Origin of the sequence: Pseudomonas sp. 3296, from assembly GCF_031456615.1 — a bacterium.
In the GTDB taxonomy this organism is placed as follows: Bacteria; Pseudomonadota; Gammaproteobacteria; order Pseudomonadales; family Pseudomonadaceae; genus Aquipseudomonas; species Aquipseudomonas mucoides.
The window spans coordinates 527,198-553,567 of record NZ_JAVDUY010000007.1 but is presented as its reverse complement, the minus strand read 5'-3'; the positions used below and the strand labels follow the sequence as shown (position 1 = coordinate 553,567).

At 55.5% G+C, this 26,370-nt stretch carries 19 protein-coding genes and 3 pseudogenes; 14 read left to right on the top strand and 8 right to left on the bottom strand.

Features of this window, described 5'->3' with window-relative positions; translation table 11 throughout:
- Together J2X66_RS21850 and J2X66_RS21845 are read left to right on the top strand one after the other, a co-directional pair.
- Window positions 1-213 (top strand): molybdopterin-dependent oxidoreductase (locus J2X66_RS21850; RefSeq protein ID WP_310268373.1); only part of this gene is annotated, 213 nt, incomplete at its 5' end.
- A gap of 54 nt (window positions 214-267) precedes the next feature.
- Window positions 268-639: a pentapeptide MXKDX repeat protein gene (locus J2X66_RS21845; RefSeq protein WP_310268371.1), complete on the top strand. Its 372-nt coding sequence runs from the start codon at window positions 268-270 to the stop codon at window positions 637-639.
- 302 nt (window positions 640-941) lie between these two features.
- On the opposite strand, the pseudogene J2X66_RS21840 reads toward J2X66_RS21845, so the two are convergent.
- Window positions 942-1,070: pseudogene (locus tag J2X66_RS21840) on the bottom strand (serine recombinase); the annotation flags it as partial.
- 407 nt (window positions 1,071-1,477) lie between these two features.
- Here J2X66_RS21840 and J2X66_RS21835 point away from each other — a divergent pair.
- The 11 genes from J2X66_RS21835 to J2X66_RS21785 all read left to right on the top strand — a co-directional run bounded on the left by J2X66_RS21835 (window position 1,478) and on the right by J2X66_RS21785 (window position 19,367).
- Window positions 1,478-2,689, top strand: coding sequence for a hypothetical protein (locus J2X66_RS21835; RefSeq protein WP_310268368.1), 1,212 nt, complete (start codon window positions 1,478-1,480; stop codon window positions 2,687-2,689).
- Between the two features lie 101 nt (window positions 2,690-2,790).
- A complete protein-coding gene (locus J2X66_RS21830; protein ID WP_310268365.1) occupies window positions 2,791-3,042 on the top strand; it encodes an antirestriction protein ArdR in 252 nt (83 codons plus the stop codon).
- A 329-nt stretch (window positions 3,043-3,371) separates the two neighbouring features.
- Window positions 3,372-6,182, top strand: a complete 2,811-nt coding sequence (locus J2X66_RS21825) for a TrlF family AAA-like ATPase (RefSeq protein WP_310268362.1) — start codon at window positions 3,372-3,374, stop codon at window positions 6,180-6,182.
- Between the two features lie 723 nt (window positions 6,183-6,905).
- Window positions 6,906-8,975 carry a type VI secretion system tip protein TssI/VgrG gene (gene tssI, locus J2X66_RS21820; protein ID WP_310268358.1) on the top strand — a complete coding sequence of 690 codons (2,070 nt, stop codon included), beginning with the start codon at window positions 6,906-6,908 and terminating at the stop codon, window positions 8,973-8,975.
- Window positions 8,972-9,823, top strand: a complete 852-nt coding sequence (locus tag J2X66_RS21815; RefSeq protein ID WP_310268356.1) for a DUF4123 domain-containing protein — start codon at window positions 8,972-8,974, stop codon at window positions 9,821-9,823. Before tssI ends, J2X66_RS21815 begins: the two co-directional genes overlap by 4 nt.
- The gene (locus J2X66_RS21810) at window positions 9,820-13,092 is read left to right on the top strand and encodes a toxin VasX (protein ID WP_310268352.1); all 3,273 of its coding nucleotides are present in this window, start codon (window positions 9,820-9,822) and stop codon (window positions 13,090-13,092) included. The genes J2X66_RS21815 and J2X66_RS21810 overlap by 4 nt, the downstream gene beginning before the upstream one ends.
- Window positions 13,089-14,018: a hypothetical protein gene (locus J2X66_RS21805; protein ID WP_310268349.1), complete on the top strand. Its 930-nt coding sequence runs from the start codon at window positions 13,089-13,091 to the stop codon at window positions 14,016-14,018. Before J2X66_RS21810 ends, J2X66_RS21805 begins: the two co-directional genes overlap by 4 nt.
- A 110-nt stretch (window positions 14,019-14,128) precedes the next feature.
- A complete protein-coding gene (locus tag J2X66_RS21800) occupies window positions 14,129-15,079 on the top strand; it encodes a hypothetical protein (RefSeq protein ID WP_310268345.1) in 951 nt (316 codons plus the stop codon).
- Between the two features lie 394 nt (window positions 15,080-15,473).
- A complete protein-coding gene (locus J2X66_RS21795) occupies window positions 15,474-15,746 on the top strand; it encodes a hypothetical protein (RefSeq protein ID WP_310268342.1) in 273 nt (90 codons plus the stop codon).
- A gap of 98 nt (window positions 15,747-15,844) precedes the next feature.
- Entirely contained in the window at window positions 15,845-16,450 is a 606-nt protein-coding gene (locus tag J2X66_RS21790; protein ID WP_310268340.1) for a hypothetical protein, read from the top strand.
- A 655-nt stretch (window positions 16,451-17,105) separates the two neighbouring features.
- Window positions 17,106-19,367, top strand: a complete 2,262-nt coding sequence (locus tag J2X66_RS21785; RefSeq protein ID WP_310268337.1) for a P-loop NTPase fold protein — start codon at window positions 17,106-17,108, stop codon at window positions 19,365-19,367.
- Window positions 19,368-19,465: 98 nt separating this feature from the next.
- Here the strand turns inward: J2X66_RS21785 and J2X66_RS21780 are convergent.
- Window positions 19,466-19,603: pseudogene (locus tag J2X66_RS21780) on the bottom strand (AAA family ATPase); the annotation flags it as partial.
- A 329-nt stretch (window positions 19,604-19,932) separates the two neighbouring features.
- On the opposite strand from J2X66_RS21780, the gene J2X66_RS21775 reads away from it, so the two are divergent.
- A complete protein-coding gene (locus tag J2X66_RS21775) occupies window positions 19,933-20,541 on the top strand; it encodes a hypothetical protein (RefSeq protein WP_310268334.1) in 609 nt (202 codons plus the stop codon).
- A 330-nt stretch (window positions 20,542-20,871) separates the two neighbouring features.
- Here J2X66_RS21775 and J2X66_RS21770 read toward each other — a convergent pair whose 3' ends face one another.
- The 6 genes and pseudogenes from J2X66_RS21770 to J2X66_RS21745 form a co-directional block, all read right to left on the bottom strand.
- A complete protein-coding gene (locus J2X66_RS21770) occupies window positions 20,872-21,018 on the bottom strand; it encodes a phosphoribulokinase (protein WP_310268331.1) in 147 nt (48 codons plus the stop codon).
- 37 nt (window positions 21,019-21,055) lie between these two features.
- On the bottom strand, window positions 21,056-22,243 hold the full coding sequence (locus J2X66_RS21765) for a hypothetical protein (protein WP_310268328.1): 1,188 nt from the start codon (window positions 22,241-22,243) through the stop codon (window positions 21,056-21,058).
- A complete protein-coding gene (locus J2X66_RS21760) occupies window positions 22,240-22,821 on the bottom strand; it encodes a LemA family protein (RefSeq protein WP_310268325.1) in 582 nt (193 codons plus the stop codon). Before J2X66_RS21760 ends, J2X66_RS21765 begins: the two co-directional genes overlap by 4 nt.
- A 267-nt stretch (window positions 22,822-23,088) precedes the next feature.
- Complete coding sequence (locus tag J2X66_RS21755) at window positions 23,089-24,057, bottom strand: hypothetical protein (protein ID WP_310268322.1); 969 nt, start codon at window positions 24,055-24,057, stop codon at window positions 23,089-23,091.
- 582 nt (window positions 24,058-24,639) lie between these two features.
- Complete coding sequence (locus J2X66_RS21750) at window positions 24,640-24,882, bottom strand: transcriptional regulator (protein WP_310268320.1); 243 nt, start codon at window positions 24,880-24,882, stop codon at window positions 24,640-24,642.
- Window positions 24,866-26,299, bottom strand: a pseudogene (locus J2X66_RS21745) (ISNCY family transposase). Before J2X66_RS21745 ends, J2X66_RS21750 begins: the two are co-directional and overlap by 17 nt.
- Window positions 26,300-26,370: the final 71 nt, after the last annotated feature.

Genomic DNA, 26,370 nt, shown 5'->3' with positions numbered 1-26,370 from the left:
GACATGGCCACTGCGCTGCATCCGCAGACCTTGCTGACTCTGACCTACGACGGCGCGGTGCTGCCGCGCGAATACGGCTTCCCGATGAAGCTGCGTATGCCTACCAAACTGGGCTACAAGAACCCCAAGCACATTCAGGCGATATTCGTTAGCAACACCTACAGCGGTGGCTACTGGGAAGACCAGGGCTACAACTGGTTCGGTGGTAGTTGACGGGGGCCTGATCATTTCACACCCCCATAACCCAACGCTCCAAGGAGTTTCATCATGAAAAAGTTGACCACCGTTGTACTGTCCATGTGTCTGGCTGCCGGCGCCGCTTCTGCTTTCGCAGCCAATACCATGAGCAACGAAAGCATGAGCAAGGATTCGATGTCCAAGGACGGGATGAAGAAAGACGCAATGTCTAAAGACTCTATGAGCAAGGACGAGATGAAAAAAGACGCAATGTCCAAAGACTCTATGAGCAAGGACGAGATGAAAAAAGACGCAATGTCTAAAGACTCTATGAGCAAGGACGAGATGAAAAAAGACGCAATGTCCAAAGACTCTATGAGCAAGGACGAGATGAAAAAAGACGCAATGCCCAAAGACTCTATGAGCAAGGACTCAATGGCTAAGGACGCTAACGCCCAATAAAACCGAAGTCCTATGTTGGAGGAAACCTCCAACTTTGATTTTTCATATTATAATTAGCACTTATTTCTTGACGCTAAGTACGCACTGCGCCCCAGACCATTCTCTATTTACCTCCCTTGGGAGTTGGTTTTATTTGCCATCTAACGAGGAGCGGTGACAGCTAGTCTTCAAATCCAATGAAGTCGGAGCGCTATCGACATTAGAAGAGCGCCCATCGAATGCCGCCCCTGCATCCTTCAAAAGACCTGGGCGATGAGCGTACTAACAATGCAGACATTCGCTACCAAACAGACTCAGAGAGCCTAAATTTTGGTACTTGCTTGCGTCTGGTTCCGAATTTTCAGCACCGTAGCCGGACTACAGTCGGCATAGCGAGCGGTGGAGCGGATACCCAGTCCGAGGCTCAACAATTCCTCAACTCGGCGATGCAACATCTGTGACCGGCTAATGGCCGCCGGAGTACCGCGGTCATGCGATGTTCATTCTCAACTAATGTGGGCCGAGATTGATGTAATCGGGTTGTTCTTACGCAATGTGGGCTCATTCTCACTTATTGTGGGCCGGGGTTGCCCGATATTCTCAGCTAATGTGGTCCCGAATCGAGCGATGTAATCGGGTCGGGCCGCCGATGTTATCGAGCCGCTACACCTATCTAAAGCGTCAAAATTTTCGAGGATTCCGGCGTACTACCCCGTTTAGGTACTGACGGCAATGAAAGCGCACGAAAAATACGGCGACAGGCAAGATCTGTCTCCCTGTTGGCGCACACGGTAGCGCATCCTCGTGGAGTGATCTTTTACCCTGACCACCCAAGGGCTGGAATTTGATGGTTCTACCGATGAAAAAAAGCGGTCTTTCGTTTTCTCTGGCTCTGCTCGTGGCCGGAGGCGCTACCTCTGTTTTTGCTGGCTCAGTAAAAGCTCCGTTCAATGCTCTGAATACGCAAGTCAATACGACGATTGCTGGTGAGCACGGTTCGGCCGATGTGACCCAGCTTCGTGACGGCGGCTGGCTGGTAACGTGGCACAAGGGTTCTGAGCATTGGGACGTCTATCAGCAGCGCTACGCGGCGTCGGGTGCCAAGGTGGACGCTGAGGCACGGGTCAATACCACCGAGAACTGCAATCAGGACGCCCCCGTCGCGACCGCGCTGGCGGACGGCGGCTGGCTAGTGACATGGCAAAGCGATCGCCAAGATCGTTCTGAGCATTGGGACATCTACCAGCAGCGCTACGCGGCGTCGGGTGTCAAAGTGGGTATAGAGACCCAAATCAATACCACCGAGAACGGCGATCAAACCAACCCCGCCACGATCGCGCTGGCGGATGGCGGCTGGCTAGTGACATGGGAAAGCAATCTGCAGGACGACTCGGGCGTTGACATCTATCAGCAGCGCTATGCTGCGTCGGGTGCTAAAGAGGGCAAAGAGACACGGATCATTACCACCGAGAGCAGTGATAAATATATCCCAGCGGTTACCGCACTGTCGGACGGCGGCTGGCTAGTGATATGGCAAGGTTGGGGAGAGGGGGGCGCGCTCTTTGACGTCTATCAGCAGCGCTACGCGGCGTCAGGTGCCAAGGAGGGCATCGAGACACGGGTTAACACCACCACTAGTAGGAATCAATACAAGGCTGCCGTTGCCACTCTGGCGGACAGCGGCTGGCTGGTGACATGGGAAAGTAATCGCCAGGACGATTCGGGTGTTGACATCTATCAGCAACGCTACGCTGCGTCGGGCGGCAAAGAGGGCATAGAGACACGGGTCAATACCACCGAGAACTGCTATCAAACCACTCCCGCCGCGACCGCGCTGGCGGATGGCGGCTGGCTGGTGACATGGCATTGTGGCTGGAGTGTCTATCAGCAGCGCTATGCTGTATCGGGGGGCAACGTGGGAGACGAGACGCAGGTCAATTCCACCACGTACTCTGAAGACAACACAGCTGTTACCTCGTTGGCGGACGGTGGCTGGGTTGTGACGTGGTGTAGCGGCGCTAACATTTATCAGCAGCGCTACGACGCTGTCGGCAACCCGGTGGGTGGCTAGGTGTATTGGAACTACTGCTGCACCTTTAGCCTGCAAATTGCGCGGGCCAAGCCCGTAGGGGAGGGGGCATTTTAGCCCCCGAGATTGAGAGAAAAACGACCATGAGCGAACTTATCGAAACGCTACGCGCAACCGCCATTCGGTGGCGAGCAGGCAACCAAGAACACCGTGGCGGCGTCGTGCTGGTGTGGCAAGGCTCTGTTTACGGGTGGAAGAACTCATTGCGTGATGCTGGCCACGAACGTCCTGGCGTGTACGCCGTGGATGAGGCCGGTCAAGTCTTTATTGCCGAAGGTGGCGACGACGACAACGGCGCTAAATGCTGGGTCGCGGCTGATTCGGCCAGTACGTAGGAAAATATGTCTACCAAACTTCAACAGCACCACAGAGACCGAGCGCTACGTGTAGCCCATCATGAGTTGGCTCACTATGTGATTGCCAGAGCTATGGGATTTAAGACCGATGACGTTCACACTGACTCTAGCTAGTTGGCCATGACGGACACAGTGGTTCGGCAACCATAATTCTCCCTGAGCCGGTTATACCTATGAGTTCTGGGGCGACTCAATCAGTTGCACGCGTTCAAATCATTCTCGACCAGCAGATTGCTGATACCTATTGCGGATAATCATGATGGCCCATTAGGCTGCCAATTCTCCCACCTCAATTCTACGGATCCGCGATGAGCCAGTACCAAGGAATGCGATGGTTCAAAGCTGACTTTCAGGTTCAGACACCGGAAGACAGCAAACACTGGAGCGACAACGACCTCCGACTAGGCAACCCACGCAGACCAAAGGTTGAAGGTTTCTGCGATGAGAGCGAAATAAGCAGCAAGGCAAAGATTTTCCTCAGAAGGTGCCATCAACTCGAACTGCAGATCATCGGCATCACTGACCACAACTTTTCTGGTCAGGCTGATCCGAGAGATTGGTTTCTGACTCATTTGATCGAGCAAAACAAATCAGTCTCCGCGGAGTTGGGGCGCGAGATGATCCACATTCTGCCAGGCTTTGAAGTTGATATCGGCTATCACGTGCTTTGCCTGTTCGAACCCGCCAAGAAATCCAGCGATCTTGAGCGGGTAAACAAAGTGCTCATTCAGCTCGGCTTGCCGGAGTCCCAACGATTTGAAAGAGGTTTACCGACGCCGCTGAGACGAGAGGACTCTTCAATCAGCTTGACGAAGCTGTTGAAAATCGTACAGGACGACAATGACGGCATCGTGATTGCCGCCCACGCAGATCAAGAAGACGGCCTGCTTAATCGTCCCAACAACCGACCTGATTATCAACTAGCTAACCTGTTGGCAGTGGAGGTTACTCAGTACCCGCTAGGACAGAAGATTTCGGACATCTTAACTGGCAAAAATAGAGACTGGGCTCGCAATGGAAAGCAGCCGGCTTTCGTGCAGTCCTCAGACGCAAAATCTCTGAAAGTGGACGAACACGGCAACCCTAAGCCCAACTCTTTGGGCTACCGACACACCTGGGTGAAATGCTCGCGTCCGTCTATCGCCGCGCTCAAGCAGGCCTTCCTCGATTCCGACTCGAGGATCAGCTTGGACAAAACGAGCCCCAGCGAGAGCGAGACTTTTCCGCGAATCGTCTCGATCACGGTGAAAGGGCTGAAGTACTTGGAAGACCAGACAATAAATTTTTCGCGCAACCTCAATACGTTAATTGGCGCTCGCGGTACCGGGAAATCGACCATCCTAGAGCTCTTGCGCATTATGTTTACCCGGGACGAGACGGGCACCCTTTCAGAGAAAGCGAAGCTCAAGGTTCAACGAGCGAAACAGACATTCACTCCTAATACTGAGATTTTAGTCGAGTGGGAAAGCATTCCAGGCCAGGTCGACGTGCTGCGCTACTCACCTAGCGATGACCTGTCGCTGATAGTAGGGACTGCACACGATCTCTCGGCATACCTGCGCCATTTGCCAATTCAGTTCTACAGCCAGCAACAATTGAGTGAGCTAACTGCACCAGGCGGACAATCTCAGTTACTGGAGCTGATTGACGAGATATGCGCAGCTGAGCTCGAAAAGCTTCAAGGGGAGGAGCGTACAGTCGCTGCTGACATCAAGCGATTATTCGCCGCACAGGATCAAATGCGCGCCATCGAACACGAACTCGACGGCCTGAAGCAAGAGCTCGTCGAGATTGATCGCCAGTGGCAAGCGCGCAAGGACGTTCAGGGTGAGGCGGCAGCCTATCAGCACGCAGCCCACGCCAAGCGCTACGTCCAGAACTTAAGCGATGGCTTGGAAAAGGATGTCAGTACCGTCGAGAAAGTCCTAGAAAGTCTCACTCCTGTGAAAGGCTCCTTAGTCGCGGTTACTGAGGCCTGGCCGCATTCTGATTGGTTCACCGAGCAGACGGCGAAGGTGGCTTTACACCGAGCGACCTATCAGAAAAAACTGGATGCACTGCTCACCGAGATGCGGAACGATTTCTCCACCCTATTCTCTGAAAACCAGCATTGGCGCGAGATAACATTGGATTTGGACGCTGCTCACTCCAACTTCATCACCGCATGCGCGGCAAAGGGTGTTCAGCCTAGTGATGTCAGCCGCCTTCAGGAACTGGATCGAACCAGGCAATCCAAGCAACGTAGCGTGGAAGACAAAGAGCTGCAGTGGAAGGTGTTGGAGAAGACGCCCGACGAGTTGGAACAATCTCTAAATCGGCTTTTCGGTATCTGGGTGGAGCAGTGCAGGCTGCGCACGCAGGCCGCATTGGAAATCACGGAAAAAACTAAAAATACCATTCGCGTCACCATCACCCCTATGGCCAACAGATTGGCGTTCATGTTGCTTTGGGGGACTTTGGAGCCCGACCGCCGATCGAGGATTGGTAGAGAGTGGGACGAGATAGGCGAGTGTTTGCTCAGCAGCTTCCTGGCCTCTCCGTCTCATCAGAAGCCCAGTCCTTGGGAGTACATCGATTGGCTGATGGAGGACACCTTCAGGTTGCCGAGCATCTTGCAGCAATTCAAAACAGAACTGCCTCCCTACCTGACAACTGTTCAAGAAAAATGGCGCATGCTGCGTGTATCACGAGTACCAGACTTAATTGACATTGAGCTCTACCGACAGGATCACACTCTCATTGGCAGCGTTGAGGGCAATCAGCTATCCGAGGGGCAGCGTAACACCGCGATTCTCAATCTGTTACTAGTCCGAGGGGACGGCCCGATAGTCATCGACCAACCGGAAGACGAGGTCGACACCAGCTTCATCTACAAGGATCTGGTACCGTTGTTGAGGCAGTCCAAAACCCAGCGCCAGCTCATTCTGGCAACGCATAACGCCAACCTACCAGTCAATGCGGATAGCGAATTTGTCTACGCGCTGATGTCCGAAGGTGGGAAGGGGCGCGTAATGGCGCAAGGCGGCACGGATTTAAAGCAAACCGCAGCGGCCATCCTAGACATCATGGAAGGATCGGAGGAAGCGTTTAAGAGGCGATTTGAGAAGTACCATTTCTAGGTGTGTCGTAGGGATTCGCTCAGGGTTTAGTGGGCATCACGCCAGCGATCTCTTGAGGCATGTGCCTTTCAGGGGAGATCGCTCTCTAGCCATAAGCACAAGCATTTGAATGCCCCAATCTGCCACTGATGGCACCGAGGCTACCGCATCCGGCACTTGGTAGAAAACGCCTTTGCCCGGCTGAAGCACTATCGAGCGGTCGCATTGCGCTTCGACAAACGCAAGAGAAATTACGAAAGCGTGGTGGCTACCGTGACGCTTCGGGGGCTCGACATCCATCTCTCGGTAAAAAGCTTGCCCCGGCAAGTTTAGACTCGCCAAGGTCCTCGCCGGGCTGACCATCTCATTAAGTGCAGGTATCGCTGACGCATTCAGTCAGAAGATTGGCGCATTCGGGCGATCTTCTCAGGGGTAGAAACCTTATCTTTATTTTGAAGCCGTCAACCAAAGATCTATTTGAATCTCTCTAGGTGTCAAAAATAATTACTCAGTCTTTTTGATATCTATTCATTTTGCGTCAGCGTCTGTGCAGTGCTTAATTTAGCCTCGGTGCAGAGTCGACGGACAAGCATTCCGAGTAGTCAGCGTTCGCGCGAACTTTAGGAAATTCCCTACATTAATTTTTTTATGCGCTTGCTAGCGTGATCGAGGTTTTAAGTTTGCTCCGGCCACGTATGGCCAGAAAGCCTTTGTTGTCTTCTCTCTCAGCTTAAGGATAAGCGTATGTTCGCGCCGGCCAATACTGCGCACTTCGCGTTACTGATCCCCTCTGTTCGCAACGACTTCAAGGTTCTGGCCTTTAAGGGCACTGAAGCCATCAGCAGCTTGTATGCGATCCAGGTTGAACTCATCAGCGAGTCCCCTGATTTCGATCTGGAAAGCCTGCTCAGTCAGTCAGCATTCCTTCAATTTGGCCTGAATGGCGAAGGGATTCATGGGCGAATCGAAGAGGTGCTCGTGGGTGACGCCGGTAAGCGCCTGACCCGTTATCACCTGACCTTGGTGCCGGCGCTGCACTATTTGCAGTTCAGCCATAACCAGCGGATTTTTCAGCACCTGACGGTGCCGCAAATCATCGCTCAGGTACTCAAGGGGCACGGCATCCTGGCCGATGCCTATACCTTTCATGTCAACACCAGCCCTGAGCGCGAATACTGTACTGAGTACGGGGAAAGCGACTTCGAATTCATCCAGAGGTTGTGCTCTGAAGATGGGATTTCTTGGCACCACCAGCATAGTCAGTATGGTCATCAGCTGGTGTTCACCGACGACCAGACGTATTTCCCCAAACTGGGGGGCACCCCGTATCAGCAAGGCTCCGGCTTGGAGGCGGATCATCCGGTTGTCAGTCAGTTTTCCATGCGCTTCAGCACCCGAACCAGCACGACCACACGACGGGCCTATGATTTAAAACGTCCAAGCCTGTTGCTGGAAAGCCAGTTCACTGCCGAGTTTACTCCGGCGCTCGAAGACTACCGCTACCCGGTGTTGATCGAAAATGAAAAGCTCGGCAAACAGCTTGCCCGACAATCCTTGGAGCGGCACCGGAGCGATTACCTGTTGGCTGAAGGTAAAAGCGACCAGCCCATCCTGCGCAGTGGCCACTTCTTTGACCTGACTGAGCATCCGCGTCAGCAGTGCAACGACCTGTGGTTGTTGCTCTGTGTGACCCACTCAGGCAAGCAGCCCCAGGTTCTGGAGGAAGCGATCACCAGTGACGTCAACCCCGACGACGGCTTCACCCAAGGTTACCGCAACAGCTTCAGTGCGATTCCCTGGGACGTGTTCTACCGTCCGCCGTTGGTGACGCGTAAAACGGTGTTGGTCAGCCAGACGGCCCGCGTCACCGGCCCTGCGGGGGAAGAAATCTTCTGCGATGCGTTCGGGCGAGTTAAGGTCGAGTTCCATTGGGATCGCGCCGAACTGGGCAGCGACAAGAGCAGTTGCTGGTTGCGCGTATCGTCCAGTTGGGCAGGCGAGAACTTCGGTGCGGTGACCATCCCGCGCATCGGCATGGAAGTGGTGGTGACCTACCTGGAAGGCAATCCTGACAACCCGTTAATCACGGGGTGCGTGCCTAACAAGGTCATGCCTGTGCCGTACCCATTGCCCGCGAACAAAACTAAAACCGTGTTGCGCAGTCACAGCTCGCCGCGCAGTGGCGGTTACAACGAACTGTCGATTGAAGACCGGGCGGGGCAGGAAAAAATCTACCTGCGTGCCCAGCGCGATATCGAGCAATTGGTCCTCAATGACAGTGACGCCAAGATTGGTAACGACCGCCGCGAACAGATCACCCACGACAGCCACAGCCTTATTGGTAATGACCGATCGGAACAGGTCGACAAGAACAGTTCCAGCCTGATCAAGGGTGACGAACTGCATAACACCGAAGGCCTGCGCAACACCCTGATTGGTGGCGACGAGGTGATCTCGATCACCGGCAACAGCAGCACCACGGCCGGTGGCACGCTGGTGATTCAGGCCGGGCCGCAGGCGCATATCAACGCCGTGAATGTGGTGATCGATGCGGGCATGAGCCTGACGCTTGAGGCAGGTGGACAGTTCATTGTGATCAACTCAGGGGGCATTTTCAGCAGCGTACCCATTGTTCAAGGTGGTGCGCCGGTCGCAGGAATCCCTGCGCAGCAGGCCCTTTCGGTCATACCGATGGTCGCCGAGGTGTTGGTTGCGCCGTCACTGGTCACGCAAACATCGGCGTTGATTCAGGCCGCACGTCACGCCGCACCGGTCTGTGCGGTGTGTCAAAAACTTGCGGAGTTGACTGCATGAATCAGGCTTATCTACTGCTGGATGGTGCTCAGATCGACAACCTGTCCGAGCGCCTGCTGGATCAGGGGAAAAATACTAAGTTTCAGTCGCTGTATCAGCACACGGCCTACAACGAGTTGGCGGATATTGGCCCGATACTGGTTTCGGTTTTTCCCGGCAGCCCGTTGGACCGCATCTTTGCACAGGAGTGGAGTGCAACGGCGGGTATCTGGTTGGAGTCAGAAGCCGGTGAAGACGTTGTATTTCAGCACCTGCGCAGCCTGATTCACGCCCGCGTAGCGGGCGATGCCACGGTCCTTTTTCGTTACTACGACCCCCGTATCACGCGTTTGTGGCTGACAGGTCTGGAGCCCCAGGCGCGTGATCGATTGATGGGGCCAATCCGACTTATTTTGCTTCCGGAATTGGCTCACAGCTCCGGATTTATTCGTCAGGAAAACCCTGAGCAGCCCATTGGGCAGTATACGGAAAAGCCTTGGTTATGCCTTACCCCAGAACAACTGGCTCAGTTGAGCGAAGCCAAGCGGCTACGTCTTGCCCAGCAGTTGATCGAACATTGTCAGCAGCACTTCCCTCAATGCCTGCAAGGATTGGATCACGCCGCACAGCAGCAGTGGGTCACAACCTGTCAGCTCAGCGCTGAACGGCAAGGCTACGGTGCCGCCGATGAAGTCACCCGCTGGGCCAGCTTTCACGCCTTACTAGGCAATGACTTTCCGGACGCTCCCGGCCATGCCGTTTACCGACAGATTCTCAGCGAACCTGGGATTTTACCTGAGCAACGCCTGGACAACCTGAGTGCTGAACTAGAGCGTCAGCAGCTCACCGATAAGGAATTCTCCGCATGAGCGCAGAAAAACTGGCCATGGTTGATCGGTTGGCTCAGGCTAACCGGACCGCCAAGGCGATGCCCCACGAAGATATCAACAGTTCAATTACTCCATGCCCAGCCCACCAACCCAACATATTCGTAGTGCCCGTGCGGTATGCCCTGGCAGAAGAAAAAGCCGCCCATCCTTGCTGCGTGCCCGGCGTGGCTACCCAGAGCCACCCTATGGCGGCACGTCGCCTGCGCGGAGGTTTTCTTTATCTGTGGCAGGACCGGGGGCCTCTCAAGCGCTATGCCATCGGGTCGAATGGTTTGCTGAGTGAACAAGCGCTGGAAGCTGATGCCACCGTCGTGCTTGATGGCACGCTGACAGGTCTGGCCCTGAAGAAAATCTATGACGCCTGGATGCTCTATAGCGAGTTTCCACTGAATCCGGAACACAGCAAGGCGCTGAGCGACAGCAGCGCCAAACGCAGTGCGCACATGCGTCACGTCGCCTTGCGCACGGTGGCCAACGAGCTACAGGCGCCTCATTGCCCACCGCTGGTCAACGCCGATCAGGTCATGGCCGAACTCATCGCGGCCACCTATGCACGGTCGATGAAGGCTGACCAACAACGGGGTGGTGATGATACGGATGCACTGGGTGCGACCGCGGTGAAAGACCCAACGACCCCGAACATCAATGCCTACACCGAAGCGATGCACCGTTCTCGTGAACGGGAAAAGGTCATCGCCCAACACCCCGACGCCAGCGATGAGCCTCCGGGCGAGTGGAGTGCCGAACGGTGGGAGGGTCAGAGCACTCAGGATTGGCTGGAAACCGCCAAAGCGCAGGCCAAAGATTTGTTCCCTGTCTTCGCGTGCCTGGATGATGACTTGGGCGTACTGCGCGATATCAACCACGAGCAAGAATGGGTGGAAGCGCGCCACGAACAATGGATCGGTGACAACAATCTGCGCCTGAGTATCGGCGGGTTTGTTCGCAGCCTGATCAGCGAAGATGGGGCTGAGCTGGCGGGCACTCTCAGCTATCGCTACAAAAGCCGTGACATCACCCTTACGCCTGAGCAGGGTAAGGTCATGCTGGATGCTCAGCACAAACTGGATGATGCGCTCAAGGATGAAACCCAGGCCCGTCAATACGGCGGTCAGCCGAGCGCGAGCGAAGCCTCCGCCCGTGATGCGCGAATTGCCAGTATCGTTGCGCCCGTACGGGCCTTTATTCCGGCTGATTTGTACAACGAGGCAGAGTTCGTGGTACGTGAGTACCGTGCCGAAAAGCAGGCCAACCTCGACAACGATTTCCTCAGTGCCAAGGTCGGCAAGTATATCGATCTGACAGCGATGAACACCTGGCTCGATACCACCGCGCCAGCGCATTTCCAACACATCGAACAACGCCATAAAGCATTGTTTACCGACCGCGGCGTGTACCTCAAGCGTTCAATCAGCGGCACGTGGTTTGTCGATTACTATGACCTGGACACTCGGCACTGGTTAACCGAACTGGCCACCGGTTGCCTGACCGCCCAATGCGTTCGTGCCCAAGGCGCCGAACAATACGCCGACTACGTGCGGGCCGCCGATGGCGGCGCACTGACACAATTGTTCCACGCCTGGACGCCCTCGCTCGATGCGGGCATTAACAACACCACTCGCCTGGGCGAGCTGATGGCCGCACTGGCCGCCGAGAATATCGCGGCTACCCATCAGGCACTTGCGCCACTGGCCGCGCCAATTCTGGATGACCTCGCGAGCATGGCCCGAAATACCCATGGCGCATGGAGCGTGCTGGTCAACCGTCTGGCTGCGTCGTTGCTGTTGCTCAAAGGCGGAACAACCTTCAGCAGTGCCTGGCTGGGCGTCTTCGTTGCTGCTCGTCTGGGCAGCGAGGCTCGTTTACAGTCTGTAAGCGAGGGTGGCACTCAAGTCTGGAGATTACTGGGCCAACAAGCGGAAGGGCTGACTCAATGGGCCCGCACCACGGGGGAAGCCATTGGCGTCGGACGCGTGTCAGGCATCGTGAACTCCTCCTTTGTGACCAATAGCGGCGGGGTCGTGCCACTGGCGGCCTTGCTGCTGAACACGCTCAATGCGAGTAACTACTTGAGTCAAGCCGGAGCCGTGGAGGGGATCGACAGCCAGCGCGTCAACGATACGGTGTCTGCGTCGTTGTATGCTGCCGCCGCGTTAACGGCGGTGATTGATAGTCAGGTGCGGCAGGGGTTGGGGAAGGATCGATTTCTGATTCGCTCAGCAGCGGCCCCGACCTTGACGCTGTTTGGTGGGGTGATTGGTGGATTGTCATTTGGCGCGGCCCTAAACGAATACAAGTCACTGCAACTACAACTGGAAAGCAGCCAGACGCATATCGATCCTTGGTTGCAGATGCGCAAGACGGTCGTTACGGGCCAAGTAGCGGCCTATGGGGCTCAAGCGCTATTAGGCTTTGGTCAGACGGCAAGAGCCTTGGCAGGCTTAGTGGAAGTGGAAGCAGCGATCATGCGCTACTCGTTGTGCATGGGCCCACTGAACTGGATCATGTTCGTGCTGGGCGTGCTGTACCTGATCACCTGGTTCTTTCAGCAAACCCCACTGCAAAACTTCCTCAACTATTGCTGCTGGTCAAAAGCCCGAGCTGGCAATCAAGAGCCTATTGCGACCAAAGCACAGCAAGACGAACTCAACCAACTGTACGGCATCCTGTATACCCCCCGCGTCAGCGCAGAAAGCAGCTCGGTGATGGTCGGTTCAAGTGGTCCTTCCGGGCTAGCCTCCCAGAGCGTCATCAATGCCCTGACCATCGACTTGCCAGGGGCCGAGCCCAGCAGCGCCTACCTGGAACTGAGCATGGCCGGCGATCCGATCGACACTCAGGCGTCTCGCGACCTGATCAAAAACAGCCCGTACTCCGCCTATAAACCACCTCGCCCATGGCGGGATATGGCACCTCACTGGCTGCCCGGTAGTACCTGTCGCTGGATCCCAGCCAACGAAGGCCAAGGTTTACGCCTGAGTGGGCCCTTCAGCTCAGTGCAGGGTGTCCTTAGCACACCACCCAGCACGGTCTCCTTGCGCTTGCGATATCGTACGCCATTGACCGCGCTGCTGGGCGCTCGAAACTTTATCGGCGGCGAACGCGGTGTGGCCTTTACCGTGAGTGGCAGCGGGGACGTGATTGCCCTGCGGGACGATCCGACACCGGAACTGGATCGTGTGCCAAGCTACCCGCTCGACAGTGAGCGTTCAGGCTCTACTTACCTGCAGCCCAAGGACCGCGCATGAGTACGCCACCGGCAGGCACCACAAAAAAAAGGATGTTTTCGCGCAATGACTACTTGGCGCCGTTACCCATTCCCACCGGTGAAAAACCCTCGGATGTGCTCAACACCATCTGGCGCAAGAACGAGGTGTTTCTCGACATTGGTAACTACAGCATCGGTTCGGCGGTGATGGTGATCTGGCCAGGGGTGATGTTGTTTCTATTAATGAGTTACATCACTCCTGACCCTCTAATGTGGGGCGGAGCGTTAATCATCATGGGCATCCCTATCCTCTTTGTGATTCAGGGATTGTTTCGTGATGTGCCTTTACCGGTGCGCTTTAATCGGCAACGCCGCGAGGTGTGTGTGCCACGAGAGGATGGCGAGTACTGGATTGTCCCCTGGGAAAGCGTGACGGCGGCGGCCACGCAGCAGTCGTCGGTGAGTCAGGCGGGTAAAGCTACGATGGGCCTATTGATTATTGGCTTTGAAAATCCTGATCCGCAGGCCAAGGACGATAACAAGCATTTTTGGTTCGGGTTTAACTGTGGTGGCGGCACCACAGCCATGGCGTTGTGGGAGTGCATGCGTAGCTACATGGAGATTGGGCCGGACGCTGTTGAAGATCAGACGGCACGCTTCGACAGATCTAAAGGAATATGGGCTACCTACCTAGACGACCTTATCAAGGCTGCGAAGTTGAGAGGCTGGTTTATAACTGCTTTGTGGGAAGGCTTCTGCGGGATTTTTATTTTCAATACGCTACTGATAGATGTGCTTGAACGCTGGAAACTGAACCCGCCACCCGACCTGCCATATCCCGACATCATCGAATGGTCCAAACCGCTGCCGACCGAGCAATGGGTCAAGCGTTCCCTAGAGTTGGAAGTAGCCATTGTCACGCGTGAGGCAGAATTAGCGGCGCAGACGGCAAGAGAGCTGGCTTGATGTTGAGCTGCCGGACTTTTGCAGCCGTCATAGTGGACAGTTGATTTTCTATTCCTAAACCATGGCCACTGGCAGCGCAGTGTCCGTGTTTCTGTGGGCCAGAAAAAACCATGTTGCCAACACGCTCGATACCGCCCCTGTCGGGGCAAGATGAGTTACCAGACTACGATGTTTGTTTGCCGGTCAATCTGCGTCCTGTGGCGGATATGTTCATCCGCCATCTGCATGAGCTGCCCTATCAGCAGTATCGATGCTGCCCACGCTGCGACAGTTCCAATGTGTATTTATCAAAAGGTGTGCAACCAGGATTTCGCCTGCCGACTTATAGATGCAGTTCCTGCCGCAAGGGCTATAACAGTTTGACCGGAACGCCGTTTGCCCGGCTGGAACATATGCACCTGTGGTCAACTTTTGTGGTGTACCTGCTGGCAGGTTGGCCCGGCCCAACTGCTGCACCGCTCATTGGCATTTCCTGTAACGCGTTTTATCGCTGGGTACGTGCGGCCAGGGAGGTTATGGCGCAGGAGTTCCCCGAGTTGCACCAGTGGTGGTCCGCCCGGCAGGATCGCCAAAATCTGCAACCAGCTGAGCAAATAGAAAAACAGCGGCAGGCGGTCATTGGCTGGCTCAAAAGCATGTTGACGATCCAAACGGCGACTTACCCGAACTGCGGCTCGACGAATACCCAACTTGTCGAGAAAAGTCGGCCTCGACCGACGTTTCAATGTTGGCGACGTCAATGTCCGAGCACTTTTTCTCTGTTAGCGGGCACGGCTTTAGCGCACTTGGGTCACCCGGAACTCTGGGTGGAATTCCTTCAAGGGGTCTTGGATGGTCTGGGGGGATATGACCTGAAGCGGCGTAGTGGCCTTTGTCTAAGAACGAGCACTCAATGGCGGCGGCGGTTTTTGTTGCTGATTGAGGAGCAGGGGTACGTTGAGTTGCTTCAGTGGATCAAATGGATACGTAGTCGTCGCCACAAAGAGGCGGGGCAACTTTCCCGCGAAGGGCTGCGCCTGGACATGGCCAAGCGTTCTGTCTACCTGCAAGCGGGCTGTTGACGTTGTGGAGTGATTTTTTACGTCCTAAAACGGGGCGACTTTGTAACAGAAACTCAGCTACACAACCATTAGCCCAGTATTCATGGGCTTGCAAGGCGAGTAACACTAAATTTTGAATACCTTTAACTTGTAGAGCGATTCGAGACAACGATCACCGGCCTTGGTTGCGCCCTTGTGGAGCGCATCAAAACGGTGGGGGGAAACGGCAACGCTTAGCGCCGACTTTCTTGAAGGCCTGGCTCCCGTTAAGGCTATACCTCTGCTGGCTCCTTGAGCGTTGAGGGGAAATTACGCGCCAGGTCATCCAGCGGCACCCCAAGCCCAGCCGACAAACCGCTGGGCCGAGTTAGAAGGACGCCCATTTTCGCGTCCGCGAAAACCGCAAGGAATCACGATGGCCAATGAAAAACTGATCGTCACCACCAGTTACGGCACCGACATTCCCGTAATCATGGCACCACCAGGCCACGGAGCCGGGATCAGCTTTATTACTCCAAATCTGCTCACTTTCCAGGGGAGCGAGGCTGTTACTGACGTGATGGCCGAACCTTGTAAGCGGGGCAAGGTGCAGGGATTGATCCACAACCAAAACACTCTGGTTTGTCTTGAACGAGTTACTCGAGCGGGTCGGGGAAAAACGATCTGCAAGACCATCCGAAAAAGCTGAGCGAACTGCTCGGTATTGGGAGCGTTGATGAACGTAGGAAAAGATATGAAAAAACTATTCGTCATTCACATTTACCTTGCAGCAGCAAAGGACGCTTGATGAGAACTCCGCTACTCGCCCTCACCCTCGCAGCGCTATTAAGCGCATGTGCCATCCCATACGAAACCCCGGAAGCACGCACCAATATTGAACGCGATCTGAAGCTCAGCGCAGACGAAATCGTCACCATCACTGAAACCAACTGGTGCTTATTTCCATATGGTGATTTGCAAGTGTGCAGAGCCAGGCAAGGCCTTGGTGTGCTAACCAAGACCAAGCTAGTGCTGGCCCTCTATAAAGGCGGAATCTACCTTCAAGCTAAAGTCATCAACGTCAGCGATGTGCAGTGTGCCCACCTGCAAAGAGGCAGGGCCGCAGCCGATACCTTCTACCTATTCAGTGACCGTTGGGCCGTCATGCTGGCACCAGTTACCGTGGGAGGTGCCTTGGCCCTCGACAAAAAAGCCCAGTTCCTGAGCGTGCTAGTGCCGCCAAACACTGAAAGCTTCACGGCTGCGCAAGGAAATTTTATTCAGGTCACCGATCGCAAAAATTACTCGGCTGTGGCGGTACCAGGAACCAAAACCTATGTAGGGACCAGCGAGAGCATTAACCAGATTTTTAATCCGTGTTCGCAGGGAAAGAATCGCTCAGCCGAATCCTAAGTCCTGGCCTGAAGCGCGCAGCCGCTTTCAAGTCAAGGTGACTGCTTCGTTTTTGTTTGGTGAGCTGTTGGCAATGTTGTGTGTGCTGGTGTCGTACGAACAGGGCAAGGGGCCGAGGAAATGGTTCGTGTTGCCCTGCAACCAAGCGCGACCCTGTTGGCCTGGTCAGCACTTTATCGCTCCAGCATGTTGCCCAACTAATCACGGAAAAACAGCACTGATCAACATTCCTGATCCAATTGGGGGGGGGCGACAACAAGGCTGACACCGGGGGACATGTAGCCTGGCACCGGGGACCAGTACAGCATGTCGCTTCAAGGTCGATGCATAGCATAAAATCAAAAGACCTTATGAGTGTTTCGAATGCCTGCAATTCTTGGGTATTGGGGAGATTTTTCATCTAGCCCTCCTGGTGCTCGGAGGTCGGCTCCGTTGGCGGAGAGCGTGACGAGTCGAATCTTGAAGCGCAGGGATTGCTGAATGGCAGAGAAAAAATGACTTATCTGCCAACCTTCTAACTGACTAAGACCCCACCGCGTATCATCCGTTTAACCCCCCTTAGAGAAAGAGGGCAATGGAAGCTTTAGAAAGGAACTCATCGATTGTAGGTTTCGCGGTTACAACGGAAATACTCCCCACGACCTAAGGAATACAAATGGATGATCTGGGTTTCGCCGATGACCGGCCGATCCAAACGAATGACCAGGACTTGCTCCGTCGATCCGCATTCGCGAAAAATCTGGCCTCAGCGATTGCGGGTTGGAAGAACAAGGAAAGCTTGGTCGTCGCCTTGACGGGGCCGTGGGGTAGCGGCAAAAGCTCGATCAAGAACCTGGCCCTGCGTCAGTTCGCGACAGACCCCGGTCATGCAATCATCGAATTCAACCCTTGGGAGTGGGCTGGGCAAGAGAAGCTGAGCGCCTCTTTTTTCGACGAGGTTTCCCTCGTCATCCGGCGCAAGGACAAAAGCGCAGACGGCAAGCGTCTCGCCAAAGTGCTGCGTCAGTATGGGAAAAAACTGAATGCCGGCGCTGCGCTTGTGGAAGGCGTCACCAAGTACCTACCGCTGCTTCTGGGCTCCGCCTTGTTCACCTCGTACCTCAGCACCTGGCTGGCGAATCCCGCGGCGCAGACGGTACTGGCCTGGGCCAGTGGCGGCACCGCTTTGGCGGCTGGCGCCATGATGATCAAACGCGGCGCACAGTTTTTGTCCGATCGTGCCGAGGGCCTGGACAACGCCGCCAAGGAGGCCGAGCTCACCTTGCACCAGATCCGCAGTGAGATCCGTACCTTGCTGGCCAAGCGCGAGCACCCACTGTTGATCGTCATGGATGACATCGACCGACTCTCGTCGGATCAGATGAAAGCACTGTTTCAACTGGTCAAGGGCAACATGGATTTCCCAAACGTGGTGTTCTTGCTGTTGTTCCAGCGCGACATCGTCGAGCAAGGCCTCGAGCGCGCGGGGTTCAAAGGTGCCGAATACCTGGAGAAGATCATCCAGGTGCCCTTTAGCGTGCCAGTCCTCTCTGCGGATCGCCTGCAGTCGGTGCTGTTTGAACGCTTGAATGCGATCCTGTCCGGCGAAGTCCAACTGGCGGCCCAATTTGATGCCGGTTATTGGGGAAGCATGTACCGGGGCGGGCTGAATCAGTTTTTTCGCAGTCTGCGCGACGTTTACCGTTACACCTCCACGCTCACCTTTCACTGCCGGTTGTTGCGCGGTGTCGACGTGGCCGAAATCAACGCCGTGGATCTCTTTGCTCTGGAATGCCTGAGAACCTTTGCCCCGGCCAGTTATGACGCCATGCCTCAGCACAAGGCAATCCTGACCGGCAGTGAGCTGACTAGGCATCAGGACCCTGGCGAGAAAGAACAGGTCATGGCATTGATCCAAGGCATACTGATGCGTGCCCCGGAGCACTACCGTGGCGCGGCCGAGCAAATCATTCAACAACTGTTCCCCACCTTGGATTGGGTCTTCAGCAACACCAGCTACGATGGCTCAGCCCGTGCACGGTGGTTACGCGACTCAAGGGTGTGCTGTGTTGAGACCTTCGATCGTTATTTTGAACTCGCGTTACCGGAAGGCGGGGTATCAAATTCGCTGCTGCATTCGCTGACACTGCTGATGACCGATAGTGATCAGTTCTGCGACCTCCTGCGCAACCAGAACCAAACGCAGCAACAGGCCATCCTGGGTAGGCTGGAAACTCACATTGACGAATTGCCCCTTGATCAGTCCGCGGCAGTAGTGGAGACGCTGTTAAACGCCGGCGAGGTGGTCATCGGCGGCGACCCCTCGATTGTCTCCCAGTCTGCGCCGATGCAGGCATTCCGCCTCTTGCGATTATTCCTGCAACGCCATGAGCAACCGGCTATTCGCAGCCAACTGCTATTGCGGGCGTTCGCGAACGCTAAGGGATTTGTCGTGATGGAGAACTTATTGACCTTGGAGACGGTGCGCCGACGCAAAGCCAAGCCCACAGATTTTGAAGACGCGGGATTCGAGCAGCTCAAATTAACGTTTGTCACGGATCTGCTGGCTTACGCGGATCAGAACCCCGAAGCCTTCCTCGCGCACTGGAACTTTATGGCATTCGCCTATCGGTTAGATGGCTTCGCTGATGGGGCTGGAAGCCAGTGGGTCAAGCGGCAGGTCACGACACCTGAGCGCTTTGTGTTGTTTGCCCAAGCGTTGGTGAGTAAAAGCACACAATACTCGGGAGGGGTCGTGTCCGAAGTTCACTCTGTCCGCATCACCACCTTGGACGAGCTGCTTGGGATCGCGGTGTGTCAAAGCTGGCTAGACCAAATCCAGCGGACGAGCCTGACGCCCTCCGCGCAACAGGCCATTGCGTTAGTGGAGCAGACGCTGGAGCGTCACCAACGTGGAGAGGTGTCCGAGTACGACTGATCACGCTTGGCCTGTTATGGTGCGTATCCCTGAGCGTTCAGATTAATCTTCGACGTCTGGGCGCCAAGCCTTAAATTACTGTGCGAACAGAAGGGGGGGTAACCATTGCGCGTCAACGTGGGTTCCAGGTCATCGATATGTCGTGAGAGTACGGACTCGACGACATCCACCGACACCGGGCGCTCGCCGGTCTGGTATCCGGCTTCCAAAGCCAGCGTCAGGTGCAGCTGTACTTGGGGAGCAATGAAACAGAAAGTGCACTTAAGGCCTACCAGCATCCTTCAGTACCGTCCTCCCAAGCATCCGCGGGGTCGGTGCCGGCTAGGTGCGAAATGACACGCTAAGCGGTTTTCGGCTCAGCCGGAAACGCCCCCTTAAAACCTGAGCGAGCTAAGGCACTCACCGCTCGAAGGACACTGTGCTTGACACAACCGGCGTCCCGTTTGGCGCAGGCGGTCGCGCTTCGCAGGGCGTGATCTTTTATCCTGAATAGCCAGGGTCGAATTCTGTGTCCTCCCCTGGCAGAGACCATATCGTAGTTTTCAGAAACCCAGGATTTGCTTAGATGTTCAACTTTTTCAAGAAAAATACACCTGCTGCGCCCTCAGTTCCTCAACCATTGTGCGGGCGTAAAGGGCACATCGGAGGCATTGAGGCTCTGTTACTAGACGGAGACTTGTACTTTTTTGGTTTCGACTATCAGGGCGACCTCGTCATATCGCCACTGATTCCTGATGCGACGGTGATGGCCCGTTTTGCTAGCGAGCACATGGAGCAACGCGACGGCGCGCACGACGAAGCCTATTGGCGCGAACTCGTGGGCTGCGCTATCGACGACTCACTGTTATGTGACCCAGAGAGCCGCAACTTCGACACACGGATGCTGGCTAAGGCCATTCGCTGTTTAGGCCGTGTACGCAGCGAAAGTACGCCCGAGCCAGGCTTTGTCATTCCGTATCACCTGCGCTACTTGCTGGAAGCCGCAGCAGGATCAGAAGGCGTCAACGACGAAGATTCGGAGGCGTTGATTGGTATCGTTACCGGTGAGGATCCTGTACCCGAGGGGCTGTCGCTGTCAGACGTAGCGGGCCGGCTACAGAACTACCTTGATTCGCTAGTCGATGCTGCGCCAGGGAACTGGGCGACGCTGTTCGCGATGTTGAGAAGCAGATGAGCCTGACCGAAAGCTGTCAATCGCAGCTGGGGCGAGGCACAAACTCTTAGAGTTCAACGCTGTACCCGCGGATACCGAGAGTCTTCACGTAACGATTTAACGAGTCCAGAGAGCGAAAGACCCGTACCAACTCACGGCGCGAGCGCAACGGGTAGTTGTAACGACCTGCAATCGAAAACACGCTGACCTGCAATCAGCGCGTTTTTCGGCCGACATTAATTGCGTCCAACCGATGCCGCAAACCGGGATTTATTGCGAATGAGCCTGCATTCACTCGCATCGACCTGCAATACATCACGGCCGACCAGCATTGATTGCGACTGAAAAAGGTTAGATGGGCAGCCCGGCGGACAGCATTTTATCGCGCAGTTCGGCGGATCGGACCGGGTCAAGCATATTGTGAAACAGAGCTTTGACCTCGGCAGGCTTGGCATCAAATTGCTCCACCAAGTCCTTGAGTCGGTAACCGTGACGCATCAAAGTCGACTCCAGATCATCCAGCTGACGTGGACACTCACTCACCAGAGTTCGCGCTGTCAGTAGCGGCTTTGCGTTTTTTGGGTGCTTGAGGCATCGATGGATTGCTCTTCAGCATCTGCGCCACGACAGCCTTCAAACCTCGCTGCTCAAAAAGCGAAAACACCAGGCTCGCCAGCAGAATCAGCATCCATATCAAGAACACCTTGATCGGATTTGTACCGCTGAGGGCCAGTATTAATGTAAGTGGCGAGCCCACTAAAACGCCCAAGGTCAGCCAGCCCGCCAGAACCCCAAGCACTGCGTTTCGCATACCCTTGGGCAGAAAAAAGCGGGGGACGAGCATCAGCACAAACATCACCGCCATCCAGCCGAATGCCGCGAAGAGAGGTATGAAGTTTCCTCCCTCGTGGTACAGCCAATCGAAAAACTTATACGAAGCCTCCACCCCGGACATCTGTTCATCAAGGCTAAGCAACTGAAATAAGTACTCAGGGGGCAGAGCGAGGATACCAGCGCTGATCAGCCCAGCTGTCAGGCCATAGAACCCTGCCGTGCGCAGCAGCGGCGACATGACACGCCGGTTCTCCACGTCCCGCATGTCAAGGACGCCAAACATCGCGCCGCGTTGCTGACCTTTCGCTATCACCAACTCGCCATCGTTTTCACAGGCGTTACCAACCAGTAGAACATCCTGATCCTGAATCAGAAGCAAGTCACCTTGCCGACGATAGGTCGAGATCGACTCGTAAGCAGTGGGTCGCTTGTTTTCAAACAAATCGATGCCCTCGCTGATCACCCGAATCTCTCCTGTCGCATCACGCAGGCGAAAATCGTTGCAGCGAGCCTCACAAGACAGGGTGGTCCAGGACATCTTGCCGTCGCTGTCCTTACTGCCTTCTTCGACGATCCACAGATACCCCACACAGTCGTGGTGAGATACCGGCGACTTGAGGGGTTGTCCCATTACCACGGTACCGCGCAGTTCTACCAGGCCTATTGCCAGTGAGCGCACTTGGCTGGTCGCCAGCCGCTGCTCGGTGCGGAAGAGTCCCCCTCGCAAACGGTCGATGAGCATGAACAGAAAAATCAGTGGGAAAAAGAGCGCTATCACTCCTTCAGGCCAAACACTGAAAACGCCCCAAAAGCTTATGGCGAATCCAATACCAAGAAGAATCCTCCACGCCGAGATTTTTTTCTTGATGTTCGTACCCGTTGTTTTCATAGCACGGGAATCTCCAATTTCACGCCGTCATAACGTTTTTCGGTGTCGCCAATAACCAAAAGCGGGGTCCGTTGATAACCCAGCATCCTGGCAAAGAACAGATCAGGGAACGTTGCGATACCTATGTTGTAGAGATTGACCGACTCATTGAAGAACTCGCGGCGATCGGCGATACGCTCTTCGACGGCCGAGATGGCTTGTTGCAACGCGACCATATTGGGACCCGAGATGAGGGTTGGATAGTTTTCCGCAACCGCCATCACCGACTTAAGTGCGTTGTTGAGCTGGTTGGAACCTTCAACCTTGTCGTTGAGACTACTGGCCTGGAGGTATTGCAGACGGGCCTCACTGAGACGCGTGAACAATGCGTTTTCATGGTTCATGGCGACTTGAACGACGCGCATCAAGTCGGGAATTTGATCGGCCCGCTGTTTGAGTAACACGTCGATGTTGGCGAAGGCCTTATCCACATCGTTACGCAGCATCACCAAACCGTTATAAACGCCCACAATCCAACCAATGAGCCCAACAACCACGATCAGGACAATCACGCCCGCAATTATCAGTTCTATGTTCATAGTGAATATTTCCGTTGCTTGTAGCGCTGGTGATGATCAAAGAGATGTGAAGTGCCGGCCGGCCCGTTTACCGCCAGGCCCGCCAATTTCATCCATTGGACGTTTCCATTTGTTCGCCGCTGAAGGAGAAGCGTTAGGCTGCTAGAAAGCAGGACCTAATGGGGGGCGGTTCCGGCTGGGGGCGAAATGACACCCTAAGCGTTTTCGCAATACCTGAGCACGATTTTCAGTGATGGTTGTAAGCCGGAACCGACCCCAATGTTGACGTCAGCTGTCCCTCCAGCCAAACAGCCTCTTAAGAAAGCTGGAATTCTTTCGCAACGGTTCGCAAGTCAAATTATGCGGCCCAGTTGGCTTGGGGATGCTCCAGTCTTGACGATATCCGGTCGCACGCAGTCCGGGCCAGATCGCGCGGGCGCGCTCTAAGATATTCTCGGCCTGCGTTTCGCTGGTGGCGAAGTAAACATCAATGCTGGTGATAGGCAGATGCGCGATTACGGGGAAATCCAGGTTCGCCGTGGCGTTCACGCGGATACTGGTCAGCCTGGTGCAGTGCACCAACACCGACAGGTCCGAGACCGGATAGTCGAATGTAGTCAGCTGCATCTTCTTCGCCAGTATCCCGAGTCCCGACTCGTCAACTGCAAGCACGTCGCTAGTAAACGAGACCAGCTTCGGCGCAGCTAGAAAACTAACGTTGGCCAGCTTGATCTCCTTTAACTCCAAAGAACGTAGCCTGGGCATTGCTGCCAATGGGGACAGACTCCCCAGCTCGGTTTGGCTGATCCGCAATTGTGTCAGTGTGCCGAGAACCGCGACCGCTTCGGCGGTGCTCCCTGTAACGTTGTTCAAACTTAGGTGCTTTAGCTTCGGAGCAGTTGCCAGCGCGTTGAAGCTGGAGATCTCCATCGCGTTGATGGTCAGTTCTGCCAATTCCGGGTTACACGCGATAGCCTCAAAATCCTCGGGGCCAAAATTGTCCCCTGCAATAACTAACTTCCGCAGTCTCGGTATTTTCGCGATAGCCTCCTTGCCACTCACGGCAGCCTCGGGTAAGCAAATGTATAGGTCCCGCAGGTTTGGCATCGATGCGCACAAGGATAGGTCCACCGGACCCGTGGCATTACGCAGGAGGTTAAGCATCTCCACCTCATTCAGAATCTGCTCTTCGGTGCGTCCAGCAGCAATCTCGTCTGCGAAGCGCTGCGCCCAATAACCACTAAACATCTTGATCATATCTTGCCTTTTCATTGAAAGTTAACAGTACGTACAACCAAACAGAACGAGGTATCTGATGCCGAGTGCCCCGGTAAATGTAAGCCTGCCGGAAAAAAAACTGTGAATCGCAGGGCTGACCATACATTTGTCGGGTAACAGCAGCGCACTGCGCCGCCGTCCCTTAAGAGTCGGACATGAGAGTCGCCCCTCATCCGGCTCAAGCCTTTCGTCAGCATCATGATCTGGTACCGGGCAATCAATCAGCGTCTATCGCAGTTCGACGTCGGGCGAAGACGACCACGCAGGATCAAAGGGATTGGGGCAATTCAGAAAACGTAATTTAAAGCACGGTAAGCGGGTGCCAGCGCTCGTAATGGCATGAGCTTCAACTTGACCTAACGTGCGTTCCCGTTCCGTTGTTCAAGCCCGACTAGTCAGGATAAAAGATCACGCCCCTGCGAAGCGCGACCGATTGCGCCAGCGGATGCCGCTGGTGCCAACCAGAGTGTCCTTCGAGCAGTAAGTGTCGTAGCCCGCTCAGGTATTGGAGTACCACTGTGATGCGATATCGAAGTGCGGCGCAGCACTCGACTTTATGTGCTAAAGCTCAACGCTGTACCTTGGGATACCCAACTTTTCCACGTAGCGATTCAGTGAGTCGAGCGAACGAAAAACCCGTATCAGCTCACGGCGCGAGCGCAGCGGGTAGTGTTTGCCGCCGCCACTGTAGCGCACCTGTATCTGCCAGCCGATGCCGTCTGGCCCCGGCAGCACCAACACATCCCTGGCAGCCCCAGCGGCTACCAGAGCGTGCAACGCCTCGGCGCTAATCGATTGGCGCATGCTCAGTTCCTCTCGCTCGCTTGCCGTTGCAGCGCCTGGGAGGGGGACGACGCATCCCCAGAGCCTCGGCGATGTCTTCGGGAGACAGATCTCGCTGGCTTTTTTGACCTGGAACGCTGGTCAGACGTTTCGTATCACCTGGCCGCCCCGGGGGCGATGGTGGGCGACGGCTGTCGCGTTGGACCTGGACCGTCTGGGCGACCTGCAGCACATGCCCCAGTCGTTTGTTATCGACGATGGCCCCCTGATTGATTTCACTCAGCCGGTCGTAGGGCACACACGGCAACACGGTGGCACCATCGCGCGGTTCGATGCGCCCATCCGGGTAATGAACGATCTGGATGTAGCGGCCGGCCAGACGCCGGCTGTGCGGGGTATCGGTGAGCAGATACAGGACCTTGCCGTACTGCACGGTCAGGCTTTTCGACAGGCGCCGCGGCTCCTGCTAGGCGAAGATTAACTCCATATTTTCGTCGTCGCGCACCGGTAGATGGGCATCGTAATCGGAACGTGGGGCCTTGGCGAAGCGTGCGTTGTAATCGGCGATGAAGTGCGGCAGAAACGCATTGGCGTCGGCCATGGTGCTGATTCCCCGCAGCCGCAGCTCCTTGACCAGACGATCCTGCAGGGTGAGGTTTGCCCGTTCCACGCGGCCCTTGGCCTGGCTGCTGTTGGCACAGAGGCTGTCGATGTTCAGCTCATACAGGGCGCGGCCAAACTGGGTGTGACCGGCACCGCCCTGGGGCTCCTTGTGGTTGCTGCGAAACACGCTGGCCTTGTCGCTGTAGAAGGCCCGGGGTTTGCCGTGACGCTGTAGATACGCCCGGGTGGCGGTGAAGTAGCTGAAGGTCGATTCCGACTCGGTGAAATGCAGGTGCATCAGTTGGCTGATCGCATCGTCGATGTACACCAGCAAGGTGCAGGCGGGCCCGCGCTCCTCAAACCAGCGATGATCGCTGCCGTCGATCTGGATCAATTCGCCACGGCAGGCACGCCGGTTGCGTGGCTGATGAATCTTCGGCGGACGTTGTTTGCGTGGTACCCACAAACCGGCATCGACCATCAGCCGGCGTACCGTTTCCTTAGCCAGGCGCAGGCCATGACATTCGGCGAGTTTTTCCCGGGCCAGCGTGGGGCCGAAGTCCGGATAACATTCGCGAATCAGTCGCACGGCCCGTTGCTCAAGACCAGCGGGCAATTGATGATTGCTCGGTTTGCCGCGGCGCTGGCTAGCCAGGCCGGGCGCACCGGCCTGGCGATAACGTTGTACCAGCCGGTGCACCTGGCGCGACGTCACTCGTAAGCGCAGAGCGGCTGCGTGGGGCTTCAGGCGACCCTCGATAATCGACTCAATGACCTTGATCCGGTCCAGTTCACGCAGGCTCATCGTAATCCGTCCAAAATCTGCCGTTGCCATGTCGGGCCTCCTCAGGTGCAGGAGCTAAACCCTAGATCAGGCTGACGGCGACATCTCTAATTGGCTGGATT

Bases quoted from the DNA above. Each gene is read 5' to 3' on its own strand.
- J2X66_RS21755 (WP_310268322.1), bottom strand. From the start codon at position 24,057: ATGATCAAGATGTTTAGTGGTTATTGGGCGCAGCGCTTCGCAGACGAG.
- J2X66_RS21815 (WP_310268356.1), top strand. From the start codon at position 8,972: ATGAATCAGGCTTATCTACTGCTGGATGGTGCTCAGATCGACAACCTG.
- J2X66_RS21760 (WP_310268325.1), bottom strand. From the start codon at position 22,821: ATGAACATAGAACTGATAATTGCGGGCGTGATTGTCCTGATCGTGGTT.
- J2X66_RS21830 (WP_310268365.1), top strand. From the start codon at position 2,791: ATGAGCGAACTTATCGAAACGCTACGCGCAACCGCCATTCGGTGGCGA.
- J2X66_RS21785 (WP_310268337.1), top strand. From the start codon at position 17,106: ATGGATGATCTGGGTTTCGCCGATGACCGGCCGATCCAAACGAATGAC.
- J2X66_RS21845 (WP_310268371.1), top strand. From the start codon at position 268: ATGAAAAAGTTGACCACCGTTGTACTGTCCATGTGTCTGGCTGCCGGC.
- J2X66_RS21810 (WP_310268352.1), top strand. From the start codon at position 9,820: ATGAGCGCAGAAAAACTGGCCATGGTTGATCGGTTGGCTCAGGCTAAC.
- J2X66_RS21795 (WP_310268342.1), top strand. From the start codon at position 15,474: ATGGCCAATGAAAAACTGATCGTCACCACCAGTTACGGCACCGACATT.
- J2X66_RS21750 (WP_310268320.1), bottom strand. From the start codon at position 24,882: ATGCGCCAATCGATTAGCGCCGAGGCGTTGCACGCTCTGGTAGCCGCT.
- J2X66_RS21775 (WP_310268334.1), top strand. From the start codon at position 19,933: ATGTTCAACTTTTTCAAGAAAAATACACCTGCTGCGCCCTCAGTTCCT.
- tssI (WP_310268358.1), top strand. From the start codon at position 6,906: ATGTTCGCGCCGGCCAATACTGCGCACTTCGCGTTACTGATCCCCTCT.
- J2X66_RS21800 (WP_310268345.1), top strand. From the start codon at position 14,129: ATGTTGCCAACACGCTCGATACCGCCCCTGTCGGGGCAAGATGAGTTA.
- J2X66_RS21765 (WP_310268328.1), bottom strand. From the start codon at position 22,243: ATGAAAACAACGGGTACGAACATCAAGAAAAAAATCTCGGCGTGGAGG.
- J2X66_RS21770 (WP_310268331.1), bottom strand. From the start codon at position 21,018: ATGCGTCACGGTTACCGACTCAAGGACTTGGTGGAGCAATTTGATGCC.
- J2X66_RS21790 (WP_310268340.1), top strand. From the start codon at position 15,845: ATGAGAACTCCGCTACTCGCCCTCACCCTCGCAGCGCTATTAAGCGCA.
- J2X66_RS21835 (WP_310268368.1), top strand. From the start codon at position 1,478: ATGAAAAAAAGCGGTCTTTCGTTTTCTCTGGCTCTGCTCGTGGCCGGA.
- J2X66_RS21825 (WP_310268362.1), top strand. From the start codon at position 3,372: ATGAGCCAGTACCAAGGAATGCGATGGTTCAAAGCTGACTTTCAGGTT.
- J2X66_RS21805 (WP_310268349.1), top strand. From the start codon at position 13,089: ATGAGTACGCCACCGGCAGGCACCACAAAAAAAAGGATGTTTTCGCGC.